Here is a 12730-nt window from a genome sequence, read left to right as displayed (position 1 = left end):
CTTACGGGCAGAGCTGGTCGCCGGGGCGGTGCACAAGCACCGTCCGACCTATCTGCTGGCCTCCGCCATGGGGCGGCTGTTTCCCGACTCTGCAGAGGAATCGCGCTCAGCGCCTCGTCTCGTACCTGGTCAGGACCACGCCGCCGGGAAACGTCCGCGTCTCCACCAGATCCAGGTTCACCCAGCTGTCCAGCGCAGTGAAGAACGGCGTGCCGCCGCCCACCAGGACCGGATAGGTGGCCAGCGCGTACTCGTCTATCAGCCCGGCCCGCATGGCCGCCCCAGCGAGCGTTGCGCCACCGACGCTCATCGGGCCGCCGTCCTCGGCCTTGAGCCGAGTGATCTCGGCGATCGCGTCGCCGGTGACCAGGCGGGTGTTCCAGTCGACCTTGTCGATCGTCGAGGAGAACACCACCTTCGGCGTGTCCCGCCAGTTCCTCGCGAATTCGATCTCCGCGGGGGTGGCGTTGGGCTGCTGGTCGCCGGTCGGCCAGTAGGAGCTCATCGTCTCCCACAGCTTGCGGCCGTACAGCGACAGGCCGCTCGCCCGCTCCTGGTCGAGCCACCACTGGAACAGTTCGTCGCTCGGCCCGCTCGGCCCGCTCCAACCGATGTCGTCGCCGGCCGCGGCGATGTAGCCGTCCAAGGTCAGGTTCATGCCGTAGATCAGTTTCCGCATGGCGCCAGCCTTCCGTCAGTCAGTCTCCAGCTTATGGACCAGCACGGCGCGGTAACCTCTGCTGTCCCGCACATGATCAGCAGCATCCTGTCCCTCAAAGCGCAACCATAGCGGCAATGATCTGGATGCCATAGCCAACTTAGATCAAAGCTGCCTGATGGCCATCGACGGCTTTGGACAAACCGCTCGGACGTGCCAACGCTGTGGTTCCAGCCTTCGCTCGGAGCGACAGTTTAGGATCGCAGCATCAAATTCCAGGGATGTGGTTAGTGGCTGCTTCGTCGTTGGCCTTCAACTCGACGCTGTTTGTAGCGGCCCAATTAGCCAGCAGCTGCAGTCCGTCGTGGGACGTGGAGCCTGGTTCCGCGGAGAACACGAGCATCTGGAGGGTTCGGTCGGAGGCCAGGTCCAGCCCGAGGTAGTTCAGGTCGAGGTCGCCAACGATGGGGTGGTGAACGCTTTTGATGCCGCTGCGGTGTTCGCGGACGTCGTGGGCTCCCCAGAGTTTCCGGAAAAGGTCGCTGCGGGTTGAGAGTTCGCCCACGAGGTCGCTGAGCAGGCGGTCGTAGGGGGAACGGCCCGCTTCGACCCGGAGGAGGGCGACAATCTGGCGGGTGTTGGATTCCCAGTCCCGGTAGAACGTCTGTGCTCTGGCGTCGAGGAAGGCGAAGCGTGCGGCGTTCACGGGCTGCCGGGAGTTCTCGAACATCTCCGAGAAGAGAGCCCTGCCGAGGCGGTTGGTGGCCACTGCGTCCAGCCGGCCGTTTTGCACGTACACCGGGACGGTGGACATCGCGTCGATGGTCTGCTGCAGGGTCGGGTTGATCTGCGTTTTGCGTGCCGGGCCCCTACGCTGCAGGTGGGCACCGGCGTTGGCTGAGCGGATGAGTTCGTAGAGATGTGAGTGCTCGGCCTCATCCAGCTGCAGGGCCCGGCTGACGCCATCGATGACGGCCTCCGACGCTCCCTTGGCATTGCCGCGTTCCAGGCGTTTGTAGTACTCCGAGCTCATGCCGGCCAGGAGCGCTACTTCTTCCCGGCGCAGGCCGGGGACGCGGCGCCGCCCGCCGAAGTCAGGCAGGCCCACTTGCTGCAGGGTCAGCTTGGCCCGCCTCGAGATGAGGAACTGGCTGAGGTCGTCATGGTTGTCCATGGAATCGAAGGTACCCCGGATCGGCCGCGCCAGCGGGGCCCTGTCAGGGAACCTCTAGGTAGGGTCTCGCTAGGCCCCTCGCCGGCCCGTTGACTTGAAACATCAGCCGCCCCGAACGGGCTGGCGAGCTTCAGAAAGGCATCAGCATGACCAACGTTTGGTTCATTACCGGAGCTGCCCGCGGCATGGGCGTCGATCTGGCCAAGGCGGCCCTCAACGCCGGCTACCGTGTCGTCGGCACCGCCCGCGACGCCGCCAAAGTCACCGCAGCCCTTGGCGAACACGAAAACCTTCTTGCCCTGTCGCTGGATATCACCGACGCCGCAGCCTCGGCGGCCGCCGCCGAAGCAGCAGTGGGACGCTTCGGGAGTATTGACGTTCTCGTCAACAACGCAGGTAACTTTCACGCCGGCTATTTCGAGGAAATCAGCGACCGGCAGTTCCGAGCGCAGATGGAAACAAACTTCTTCGGCCCGCTCAACGTCACCCGTGCCCTCCTTCCGGTCATGCGCAAGCAGCGCAGCGGCCACGTCATCACCATCACCTCCGCCGCAGGCATCATCGGCCAGGAGTTCTGCGCCGCCTACGCCGCATCAAAGTTCGCCCTCGAAGGCTGGATGGAGTCCCTCCAGTACGACCTCCAGCCCTACGGCATCCACACCACCATCGTCGAACCCGGCTTCTTCCGCACCGAACTCCTCGTCGAGGGCGCGTCCTCCATCTGGCCCGAACTGTCCATCGACGACTACGCCGAGCGCACCACCCAGACCATCGCCGCGTGGAAGGCCATGAACGGTAAGCAGGGCGGAGACCCCACCAAGCTCGGCACAGCCCTCGTCACCATCGCCGGCATGGACACCCCGCCGCTGCGGTTCGTCGCCGGAGCAGACGTCGTCGCCGGCGTCGAGCAGAAAGCGCAACTGCTCCTGGAGCAAATCAAAGCACACAGCGAACTGTCCTCCTCCATGGCCCTAGAAAACACTTAGAAATTGATGAAAACGGCCCTGTCCCTTATTGCCCTCGCCTCTTCGGCGCGATCGCCCTCGCGGCGTGTTCCGCCCCCGGGGCCGAAAACACCCCCGCTACCTCCCCGGCCCCGGCAACTACCACGTCCGCGGCCACCGAATTCTCCGCCCCCGCCGAGGCTTCGACCGGCCGGACGCCCATCACCATCACCGCCGGCGATGTGGGGACATCGTTTACTACAACCCCCTCGACAGCATCACCATCATCTACGAGGAGACCAGCTCCGTCCCGACCCTCACCAAAATGGGAGAGATCACCTCGGACCTGAGCGCCTTCGAGAACCTCCCCGACAAAGTGGACATGCGCATCGAGCGGGGCTAACACTCGGCCCACCCGCTTCAGGCTGGCTGGCCACCGTGCTCTGGACAGCGCCTGCCCAAAAAACGATTCCGCCCTCGCCGGTCCTCCATTGCTGAGCACGGGCCACGCCCACGTCCCCGATATGACCCCACACCGAAAGGGACCATCATGAAGAACGCACGCCTCGGAGACCTGGAAGTCTCCGCCATCGGACTCGGCGCCATGACCATGGCCGGCACATACACGAGCGAGGGCGCCCTGGATAACGCGGAGTCGATCCGCACAATCCACCGCGCAGTCGATCTCGGGGTCACCCACATCGACACGGCGGAGATCTACGGGCCTTTCCTGAGCGAAGAGATCGTCGGCCAGGCGGTCAAGGGACGCCGCGACCAGGTCAAGATCGCCACAAAGTTCGGCCTGGTCTCCCATTCCCGCGGCGGTCCCGGCGTGATCGACAGCAGTGCAGCGAACGTGAAGGTCGCCGTCGAAGGCTCCCTCAGGCGCCTCGGCACCGACCACATCGACCTGTACTACCAGCACCGGGTCGACCCCGACACCCCGATCGAGGAAACCGCTGGCGCCGTCACGGACCTGATAGCCGAGGGCAAGGTCCTGCACTTCGGACTGTCCGAGGCCTCCCCGGAAACCATCCGCCGGGCACACGCGGTGCAGCCGGTCACCGCGCTGCAGACCGAGTACTCTCTCTGGAGCCGCGACGTGGAGGACGAGATCCTGCCCCTGCTGCGTGAACTCGGCATCGGCTTCGTCCCATACTCACCGCTCGGACACGGCCTGCTGACCGGTCAAATCCGCTCGGTGGACGACTTTCCCAACGACGACTGGCGCAAGACCAACCCGCGGTTCACTGGCGAGAACTTCCGCCGGAACCTCGCGATCGTCGACGAAGTGAAGGCTATCGGCGCCGAAATCGGCGCGACCCCCGCACAGACAGCCCTCGCCTGGCTGCTGACCCGCGGGAACGATATCGCCCCGATCCCCGGCACCCGTCGGGTCTCCCGCGTCGAGGAGAACACGGCTGCCGACGGCATCGAACTCACCGGCGACCAGCTGGAGCGGCTGAACACCCTGCGGCCTGCCGCAGGGGAACGCCACGACGAGGCCAACATGGCCGCGATCGACCGCTGATCAGGGCAGGTATACGGGCCTGAAGTCAACGTGATGAGCGGAGTCCGGCTGTCCCGAGAGCTGCTGCCCGGGATGGTCGATGCAGGATGGGGCCAGATCATCTTTTTAGGGAGCGAATTAGGGGTAAACATACCCGCTGACATGACGCACTACGGCGTGACCAAGGCGGGGATGCTCGCTTTGAGTAACGGTCTCGCCAAGCTCACCCGTGGAACTGGCGTGACGGTCAACACAATCCTCGGCGGCCCGACCTACTCAGACGGCGTGGCCGGTACCGTCCGCGACATCGCCGAGGCGCAGCGACTCTCGACGGAAGATCTGAAGGCGGTGATCATTGGTGAGAACCAGACGTCTCTCCTCGGCGCTTCATCGAGCCTGACGAAATGGCCAACCTCGCCGTTTATCTCTCGAGCCCGCTTTCCTCGCGACGAACGGAGCTGCCGTGCGCGCTGACGGTGGAGTGCTGACCGCAATGCTGCGCCCGTAAGGGCGGATGTTAATTCTTGTTATTGGTTCCCGCGTGCGGGAACCTTGGTGCGTCAAGTCAGGTCACGTTCTACAGGGAGACCAGCCGTGTCATCCACCCGTGCCAGTGTGGCGTTGCAGGTCTCAGAGCAAGTGGCCGCAGCCGTTGCTAGAGGGCGCCCTGTCGTCGCTCTAGAATCGACCATTTTCACTCACGGCCTTCCCCGTCCGCTCAATCTCGAAGTCGCTTTGGAAGCAGAGGAACGCCTCCACAGTCAAGGGGTCGTTCCTGCCACGATCGGTGTCTTCGCCGGTGTTCCGACCGTGGGGCTCAGCCTTGAGCAGATCACCTCGCTCTCCAATGACGGGCCAGTGAAGAAAGTCAGCCTCCGCGATCTTCCCGTAGCCGCTGCCCTCCAGCTCCATGGCGGCACTACTGTGGCAGCGACGGCGTTCCTGGCACACCGGGCCGGCATCAAAGTGTTCTCAACCGGCGGTTTGGGTGGAGTGCACCATGATGCGGCAACATCCTTTGATGAATCTGCCGATATGACTACCTTGGCTACTACCCCGATCGTCGTCGTCAGCGCCGGTGTGAAGTCCATCCTGGACGTCGCAGCCACCCTCGAACGCTTCGAAACGCTCAGCATCCCGGTCATCGGCTACAAGACCAAGAAGTACCCTGGCTTCTACGTTTCCGACTCGGGGTTTGAAATCGAGTACGCGGTCAACACTCCCGATGAAGTTGCAGCAATCTGCAGCGCACGTGATGACCTGCACATCGAATCGGCCATCCTCTTGGCAAATCCGATCGCAGAGGACAAACAGTTCCCTCCAGCCGAGCTCGCCGACATTCTCTCCCGCGCGTGGGCCCAGGCAGAGAAGAACGGCATCAACGGCAAGGACACCACACCGTTCCTTTTGGACTTCATTCAGCGCGATACGTACGGCCGCAGCCTGACTGTAAATGTCGACGTGTACCGCAGTAACGTGTCCCTCGGTGGCGAAGTCGCTACCGCGCTGACCCGTTAACCGGAGCAATGTGACGATAGTGGCGTGTGGCTTGCGGCGATAAATGGCGGCGTTTCAGCGGCACTACATGTCGCCCTCGTTGCCCCTCCAAGGGTGTAAGAGGAGCCACGTCAGCTCTCTCCCACCTGCCCGGTTGTCTCGAAACTCTAGGGATACGAGGCACGGAGGTTTCGTTTTCTTAGTAGACACCGAGTCGGCCTTTGTTGTCGGAACGGCCATCTATAGGTGGCCTGAACCCGCCTGCCGCTTACTGGCCAACTATAGGGTTCGTGAGTTTTCCTATGCCTTCGATGGAGACTTCGAAGCTGTCTCCTGCTTGCACTTGGCCGATTCCGCTGGGGTTCCAGTCATGATGACGTCTCCTGGCAGCAGGGTGAGTCCGTGGGAGATGACGGATATGAGCTCATTGACGCGGTGGATCATGAGGGCGGTGCTGCCGTTCTGGCGGAGTTCGCCGTTGAGGCGGCCTTGGATGGCAAGGACACAAATATCCAGCGGCGCCCGATGACGGTGCACAGTTCGGCTTCAAAGGTTACTTCTGTAGAGAATTTCGGCAGCATGACTGCTTCGTCCGGGCCTACCACGGCGGTGTGTGGCTTCATGAACAGGAGTGGATGGCCGAACCTTTCAACTTGTGCCAACTCGTTTGCCTGGGCAACGAAGTTCCGTGCAGCACCAATGATTGTGCTGCACGGATAACGGGGGCGAGGAGGCGGACGTCGGTTAGCTTGTGCGGACGAGGGTCCGGTTTATCCCGTCAGAGAAGGGGTTACCGTCTATGACGGTGATTTCTTCGTTCCCTGGCGGGCCTTCGACAATACCGACGAGGGGTTCGGCGCCTGCTGAAAATTGGGCGATGCGCATGCGTGTCCTATGGAGATGATGGCCAGAGTGGACTAGTGCTTTGGTGTTCCGCTGGATTGGCGTGGGATGAGGGTTGGCATGGAGCGCCTGATGAGGGGTTCGGTACCGGGATTGACGATGAGATCGATGGCGGTGGCGGCGATCTGGGCCAAGGGAACTCGGACCGAGCTTAGGGGGGTGGGCAGCCGCGCCGATAGGGGTGTGTCGTTGTATCCGACCAGTGCGAGATCATCGGGGATGGTGATGCCGCTGCGGTGCGCTGCCGCCATGACGCCCATGGCGATGTTGTCATTGGCGGCGAAGATAGCTGTGGGGCGATGGTCGCCGCCCAGGAGTGTTTCACCTGCGCTGTAGCCGTTTTCGATGCCGTAGCCCGCGGCGAGGAGCCATTTGTCCGGCGGGTTGATGCCGGCTTCTTCCATGGCCCTGCGGGCGCCAGCGAGACGGGCAGTTCCGGTGGACGTGAATGCGGGGCCGGTAACAACGGCGATGTCGCGGTGGCCGAGGTCGATGAGGTGGCGCACGGCGAGGTAACCGCCTACTTCGTCGTCTCCGAGCGCTGATGGGCTGATGCCGTCGGTGCGGAGTACCAGTGCATGCGCCACCCGGCGTTCACGCAGGAGCCGGGGTAGTTCGTCATCGAGCCGGGCCGTGGCCAGAATCAAGCCGTCCACGTTTCTGTCCAGGAGTGTTTCAGCTGCGCTGCGCTCCTCGTCAGGGTCATCCCCGCTGGTAGCGACCATGGCGAAGTAGCCGCGGGAGGATGCGGCCTTCTCGAGTTCCTCGAACATCAGTGCCATGACGGTGTCGCTCAGGCGGGGAACAAGAACGCCCAAGGTCCGGGTCTCTCCGCGGCGCAGGCTGGAGGCGAAAGAGTTCCTCCGGTACCCGAGCTCCTCGGCTATCTTCCGCACGTTAGCTGCGGCCGCGGACCGGGAGGTGGTCCGCTCATCCAAGGCGCGGCTGGCCGTGGAGATGCTCACGCCACTGGCTGCTGCGACGTCCTTAAGGGTGACAACATTCCCGGTGGCGGCCGGTTCCATGGCGGGTCTCCTGGTCAGCAAAGGTGTTACAGACACTCTAATCCTCCTTACTTGCAAACGTTCTCTTGACAGTGAGCTGCGACACGTGCAAACTTGAAAACGTTCCCGCAAACGTTCTCATCATAGCGGGACTGCCGACCATCAAAGAAGACAAGAGGTAGCTGTAATGACCATCGATCTCCGCGGACTCAGCCCCGCACCTGTCACCCCGTTCACCGAAGATGGCGCTGTCGACTTCGCTGCGATCCAGCGTCTGGGTTCGTGGCTCGGATCGATTGAGGGCGTGAAGAGCCTCGTCGTCCTGGGGCACGCCGGCGAAGGCACGTTCCTTACCGAAGAGGAGCAGCTGGACGTCATCCGTGCGTTCGTGGCGTCAACCGACGGCCGCGTGCCGGTCGTGGCCGGCATCACGAAGGAGGGCAACAAGACCGCGGCCCTCGAGGCCAAGAAAGCCGTCGAGGCCGGCGCGTCGGCCGGTCTCGTCTACCCCTCGCACGGGTGGCTGCGCTTCGGCTACCAGAAGGGCGCGCCCCAGTCGCGCTACCAGGAGATCTATGAAGAGTCCGGTCTGCCGCTGATCCTGTTCCAGTACCCCGACAACACCAAGGCGACCTACGACCTCGAAACTCAACTGGAGATCGCGGGCCAGGAGGGCGTCTTTGCCACGAAGAACGGCGTCCGCAACATGCGCCGGTGGTACACCGAGATCCCAGCGCTGCGAGCCGCGTACCCCGAGCTGCAGGTGCTGTCCTGCCATGACGAGTACCTGCTGCCGACGATGTTCGATGTCGACGGTCTGCTCGTCGGCTACGGCAACATCGCCCCCGAGCTGCTCGTCGAACTGATTGAGGCTGGCAAGGCGCAGGACTACAAGCGTGCCCACGCCATTCATGAGCGGCTGCTCCCGGTGACCAAGAACGTTTACCACCGCGGGTCCCACATGGAGGGCACCGTCGCCTTGAAGTGGGGCCTCGTGAACCGCGGCATTCTGGACCACGCCACTGTGCGCACCCCGCTCCTGCCCCTGCCCGAGGGCGCCGATAGCGAAATTGCGGAAGCCTTCGCCGCCGCAAACATCGGCAAGGTCACCGTCAGCGCCTGACCGACAACGGGGTGCGTGCGGGAAAAGTTGCACCGCACGCACCCTGGCTCGAACACTGCTCGCGTTTACGCAAGCGATCGGCCACTTCGGTAGGCCGCCCACACGACATTGAGGTCGGAATCAAAAAGTCAAAGAAGACTGTGCGGGAGAATAGTCCCGCGGAAGGAGGGCGCGCTGTGACTGAGCACACGAAGACGCCTAGCATCTCTAAGCCGGGAACCGGCTTCGGACATATGTCCACCAGCAGCGTCCAGACCAACGTCGAGGCCCGAAAGACCCGTCGATCATTCTGGGGCCAACTTGCCCTGATCGGTCCAGCCTTCGTCGCCGGCGCCTGGCAGTTCGGGCCCGGTAACCTCGCCACCGCCGTCCAGGCTGGTAGCGGCTACCAATACATCCTGATCTGGGTGATCATCGTCTCCACCATCCTGATGATCTTCCTTACCGACATGAGCGTGCGTCTGGGCATCAAATCGCCCGTGTCACTTATCCAGTCGATCAAGGACCACCTGGGAAAGAAGGTCGGGGTGATCGCTGGCATCGGCGTCTTCCTGGTTACCTTGTGCTTCTCGGTCGGCAACGCCGTCGGTCTCGGCCTGGGCGCGTCAATGCTGCTTGGTGGATCGCCGGTCATGTGGACGATCATCGGCACCGCCCTGGTCGCCACGATTCTTCTGTTCCGCAATGTCTATCGGGTTATCGAGAAGGTGCTCGTCGTGATGGTTGGGGTCATGGCGATTGCCTTCGTGACATCGGCGTTCATCGCAAACCCCGACTGGGCCGCGGCAGCATCTGGGCTGATTCCCCGCGTTCCTAAGGATGCTTGGTTGCTGGTCATCGCATTGGTCGGCACGAACTTCTCTGTGAACGCCGCCTTCTACACCTCTTACGGCACGAAGGAGCGCACGCGCAGCGAGGACGACTACCGCGACATCACCATGGTCGATACGATTCCCGGCATCGTTGCCCCTGGCATCATGACCTCGCTCGTAATCGTCGTTGCGGCCTCCGTACTCGGTGCCACGGGCAAGGTCGCCGCGACCATGGGCCAGCTCGGCAGCGTCTTCGAACCCCTCGCCGGCCCGATCGGCACCGCGATCTTCGCCATCGGGTTCACCGGCGCCGCCTTCTCTGCCATGACCGCCAACTGCACCGCCGGTGGCACCATGCTCTCCGACGCACTCAACCGGCGCGGCACTAATGGCATCACTTCCGGCACACAGAAACTGATCAGCGCGATCATCCTCGCGTTCGGCCTCATCATCACCGTCATCTTCCAAACCTCACCGGTGCAGGTCATCGTTATCGCCCAGGCGCTGACGATCCTGGTTGCACCTCTGCTGGCAACACTGATCGTGGTGATGGCGAATCGCCGCGACCTGATGGGTTCGCTATGCAATAAGAGGTGGCAGAACCTCTTTGGCGTGGTGGGCCTCCTAGCGGTGCTCACCCTGTCCATTCGACTGATCCTCAACTTCGCGGCCGGCGGCTGACCCGCCCGGTGATCCGGTGCGAGGTGCTCGACATCGCTCGCACTAGATCACAAGCGATGTCGGTCGTTCCGCGATGACCAGCACACAAAGTAGTGCCCCCAACCGAAAGGTGGGGGCATTACTCGTTGCCTCGATTACCGGTATCTGCCGGACCCGCTGTCTGGACCGCTATGGCCTGGATCAAAGGGCCGTTCCACCACGCTCTCCTGCACAGAGCACCCAAAACGACCGGAAGAGGATACGAGATGGGTATCGGGCGGGATGACACCGGTCCCGTACAGATCAATGGCGGACGACTAATGGACCAGCCATTCATCGTAACTAAAGAACACCGGCGCTTCACCGAGTTCGCCAACGCCGTGCGAAAGGAGCGCACCATCGGCACGTGCCACGGGGACGCCGGCGTCGGCAAGACCTATTCCGCCCGCCGCTACGCGAACTGGGATGCCCTGGAGCCCTACATAACAGACTGGCGGACCCGCGACGCAGAAGAAGAGGCCAAGCACTTTTCGCTCGCCAAAAGGCCCGCGCCGTCTTCTACACACCGGAAGTACTCTGCCGCCCCCGGGAACTCATGGCGGAGATATAACAACCCCTCGCATCATGAACGGCATCGTCAAGCTGGTCGAACTGCTCATCATCGACGAAGCCGAACGCCTCACCCCAACGGCACTGGAACTTCTGCGGGACAAGCACGACCGCACACAACTAGGGATCATCCTTATCGGCATGCCAGGCATCGACCAACGATTCCGCCATTACCCGCAGCTTTACGGCCGGCTCGGCTTTTCCCACCGCTACCGCACCCTCGGCCGCGACGAGCTCCTGTTCGTCCTCGATCGGCATTGGAAACGAATTGGCCGATCACTCGACCCCGACGACTTCACTGACGCCCAGGCAATCGCAGCGATCGAGCGGATCACCCGCTGCAACTTCCGGCTCCTCGAGCGACTCTTCCCTCAAATCACCCGTGTACTGAAGATCAACCAACTCGAAACCATCACCGACGACGTCATCGAAGCAGCCGCAAGTACCCTCGTCATCGGCAACTAACGACAAAGAGCGCCGAACTCCACACGAAATTTGGAGGACTTCTCGCCCTATGGGCAGAAACGGTCGTTTTTGACCATAGCGTTTAGCGCCCCCCGTCACCGGGCAGGATTGCGCGCGGCGCTTACGGAAGTGCTAACGATCCAGTTGGGCACAAGATCGCGTGGCGCAGGAACCCGCAAGTTCCGGAGCCATCCGGTGACGTCTAAGATCGCTCTGATCCTCCAAGCGGATTGCACGCCCATCACTTACTCGTTGAAATCAATCATGAAGGACCCGAGCATTTCCGCGTACAATCGGGGGCAGTGAACCCCCGGTTCCTTGTGAACATAAAGGAATCCGTAGGTCCTGAGATATTCCGTGATGTTGAGATTCGCCCTGACCCAGGCGGCGGGCCATCGGACCCCTTCACGGTCAATCGAGGCTGGAGGGCAACTTCTTCAATGTCGCACATAGATCTCAAGGCTCTAGTCTCGGCCGCCATCGGTCTCGTTATCGCACTCGTTCCGGCGTTGCTCGGTGCTCCCGAACTCGCGCCCTTGATCGGATGGGCTGTCGCCGGCTGCGTCTTCCTGGTCTGGGCGTGGACTAAGGCGTGGCCCGCTGGTCCAGACGCCACGGGTGAACTCGCCCGCCAGGAAGGTCGGTCTCGACGGCTCGTTGACTCCCTCATCATAGGCGCGACATTCATCAGTCTCGTGGCGGTCGTCTTTGCATTGATCCGCAGCCAGCAGAAGGACCCCATCGGCGTGGCCGCGGCGCTCCTGGCAGCTCTCGGCGTGGTGCTCGCGTGGGCTCTCGTCAACACTGTCTACGCGTTCAAGTACGCTCGGATGTACTACCACGACGACCGCCATCGCTTCCGCTTCAACCAGAACGAGGACCCGTCGTACAGCGACTTCGCCTACGCAGCATTCTCTATCGGCATGGCATACAACGCGAGCAATGTGAACGAGTCATCCACTCCCTCACGCAAAATCGCCCTGGGGCACGCTTTGCTCTCCTACTTCTTCGGCACCTTCGTGGTCGCAGTGGCGATCAACCTCGTTGTCAGCCTCGGCCAGTCCAGTTGACCACGAAACAATCTTTAATGGGCTATCGCCGAATCAGTGTCCGTACAGCGGAAGTACCCCGCTCCAGTCGCCACTCCCCCATCGCGCCCAAGTGGTCATCCCAGAAACGGTCGTTATTGAAATTCCTGCTGGCTGCGGATTGCTGTATGCGTTTCGCATCCTGAAATTTGGGCACACCTTAGTAAGACCCGAACTGCTAGGCACCGACCCTAAATCACTCAATCACGACCTGGCCGCGCCGGTGGAGCGGAGAATCCATGACGGCGCCAAACGTAGCCGGGTTCCAGGCAGCTTCAACGTC

11 protein-coding genes and 2 pseudogenes are annotated in these 12730 nt (G+C 62.4%); 9 read left to right on the top strand and 4 right to left on the bottom strand.

Annotated elements, in window-relative coordinates; translation table 11 throughout:
• Positions 1 to 106: 106 nt before the first annotated feature.
• Together CXZ05_RS01185 and CXZ05_RS01180 are read right to left on the bottom strand one after the other, a co-directional pair.
• A complete protein-coding gene (locus CXZ05_RS01185; RefSeq protein WP_102970788.1) occupies positions 107 to 679 on the bottom strand; it encodes a dihydrofolate reductase family protein in 573 nt (190 codons plus the stop codon).
• Between the two features lie 247 nt (positions 680 to 926).
• Positions 927 to 1832, bottom strand: a complete 906-nt coding sequence (locus tag CXZ05_RS01180) for a helix-turn-helix transcriptional regulator (protein ID WP_102970787.1) — start codon at positions 1830 to 1832, stop codon at positions 927 to 929.
• Positions 1833 to 1978: 146 nt separating this feature from the next.
• Between CXZ05_RS01180 and CXZ05_RS01175 the strand changes: the two genes are divergently transcribed.
• The 5 genes from CXZ05_RS01175 to CXZ05_RS01155 all read left to right on the top strand — a co-directional run bounded on the left by CXZ05_RS01175 (position 1979) and on the right by CXZ05_RS01155 (position 5804).
• Positions 1979 to 2818 (top strand): SDR family NAD(P)-dependent oxidoreductase, encoded by an 840-nt coding sequence (locus tag CXZ05_RS01175; RefSeq protein ID WP_102970786.1) that lies wholly within the window; start codon positions 1979 to 1981, stop codon positions 2816 to 2818.
• A gap of 64 nt (positions 2819 to 2882) precedes the next feature.
• The gene (locus CXZ05_RS01170; RefSeq protein WP_146033026.1) at positions 2883 to 3179 is read left to right on the top strand and encodes a cyclophilin-like fold protein; all 297 of its coding nucleotides are present in this window, start codon (positions 2883 to 2885) and stop codon (positions 3177 to 3179) included.
• 147 nt (positions 3180 to 3326) lie between these two features.
• Positions 3327 to 4307: an aldo/keto reductase gene (locus CXZ05_RS01165; protein ID WP_102970784.1), complete on the top strand. Its 981-nt coding sequence runs from the start codon at positions 3327 to 3329 to the stop codon at positions 4305 to 4307.
• Between the two features lie 33 nt (positions 4308 to 4340).
• Positions 4341 to 4760: an SDR family oxidoreductase gene (locus tag CXZ05_RS01160; protein WP_258006392.1), complete on the top strand. Its 420-nt coding sequence runs from the start codon at positions 4341 to 4343 to the stop codon at positions 4758 to 4760.
• Positions 4761 to 4880: 120 nt separating this feature from the next.
• Positions 4881 to 5804: a pseudouridine-5'-phosphate glycosidase gene (locus CXZ05_RS01155; RefSeq protein ID WP_102970783.1), complete on the top strand. Its 924-nt coding sequence runs from the start codon at positions 4881 to 4883 to the stop codon at positions 5802 to 5804.
• A 247-nt stretch (positions 5805 to 6051) separates the two neighbouring features.
• Here the strand turns inward: CXZ05_RS01155 and CXZ05_RS01150 are convergent.
• Together CXZ05_RS01150 and CXZ05_RS01145 are read right to left on the bottom strand one after the other, a co-directional pair.
• A pseudogene (locus CXZ05_RS01150) lies at positions 6052 to 6668 on the bottom strand (fumarylacetoacetate hydrolase family protein).
• A 32-nt stretch (positions 6669 to 6700) separates the two neighbouring features.
• A complete protein-coding gene (locus tag CXZ05_RS01145; RefSeq protein ID WP_102970782.1) occupies positions 6701 to 7711 on the bottom strand; it encodes a LacI family DNA-binding transcriptional regulator in 1011 nt (336 codons plus the stop codon).
• 166 nt (positions 7712 to 7877) lie between these two features.
• On the opposite strand from CXZ05_RS01145, the gene CXZ05_RS01140 reads away from it, so the two are divergent.
• The 4 genes and pseudogenes from CXZ05_RS01140 (at position 7878) to CXZ05_RS01125 (ending at position 12429) form a co-directional block, all read left to right on the top strand.
• Positions 7878 to 8813 carry a dihydrodipicolinate synthase family protein gene (locus CXZ05_RS01140; protein WP_102970781.1) on the top strand — a complete coding sequence of 312 codons (936 nt, stop codon included), beginning with the start codon at positions 7878 to 7880 and terminating at the stop codon, positions 8811 to 8813.
• A gap of 176 nt (positions 8814 to 8989) precedes the next feature.
• Positions 8990 to 10306, top strand: coding sequence for an Nramp family divalent metal transporter (locus tag CXZ05_RS01135; RefSeq protein WP_258006391.1), 1317 nt, complete (start codon positions 8990 to 8992; stop codon positions 10304 to 10306).
• Between the two features lie 299 nt (positions 10307 to 10605).
• Positions 10606 to 11359: pseudogene (locus tag CXZ05_RS01130) on the top strand (AAA family ATPase).
• A 302-nt stretch (positions 11360 to 11661) separates the two neighbouring features.
• A complete protein-coding gene (locus CXZ05_RS01125) occupies positions 11662 to 12429 on the top strand; it encodes a DUF1345 domain-containing protein (RefSeq protein ID WP_258006390.1) in 768 nt (255 codons plus the stop codon).
• Positions 12430 to 12730: the final 301 nt, after the last annotated feature.

Source organism: Arthrobacter sp. AFG20 (assembly GCF_002892795.1).
GTDB lineage: Bacteria > Actinomycetota > Actinomycetes > Actinomycetales > Micrococcaceae > Arthrobacter.
Note: the sequence above shows the minus strand (reverse complement) of the source record. Positions and strands in the feature narration are given on the sequence as shown.

Excerpts from the sequence above, each read along its gene's own strand:
- CXZ05_RS01185 (WP_102970788.1), bottom strand. The coding sequence starts at position 679 with ATGCGGAAACTGATCTACGGCATGAACCTGACCTTGGACGGCTACATC.
- CXZ05_RS01180 (WP_102970787.1), bottom strand. The coding sequence starts at position 1,832 with ATGGACAACCATGACGACCTCAGCCAGTTCCTCATCTCGAGGCGGGCC.
- CXZ05_RS01175 (WP_102970786.1), top strand. The coding sequence starts at position 1,979 with ATGACCAACGTTTGGTTCATTACCGGAGCTGCCCGCGGCATGGGCGTC.
- CXZ05_RS01165 (WP_102970784.1), top strand. The coding sequence starts at position 3,327 with ATGAAGAACGCACGCCTCGGAGACCTGGAAGTCTCCGCCATCGGACTC.
- CXZ05_RS01160 (WP_258006392.1), top strand. The coding sequence starts at position 4,341 with ATGAGCGGAGTCCGGCTGTCCCGAGAGCTGCTGCCCGGGATGGTCGAT.
- CXZ05_RS01145 (WP_102970782.1), bottom strand. The coding sequence starts at position 7,711 with ATGGAACCGGCCGCCACCGGGAATGTTGTCACCCTTAAGGACGTCGCA.
- CXZ05_RS01140 (WP_102970781.1), top strand. The coding sequence starts at position 7,878 with ATGACCATCGATCTCCGCGGACTCAGCCCCGCACCTGTCACCCCGTTC.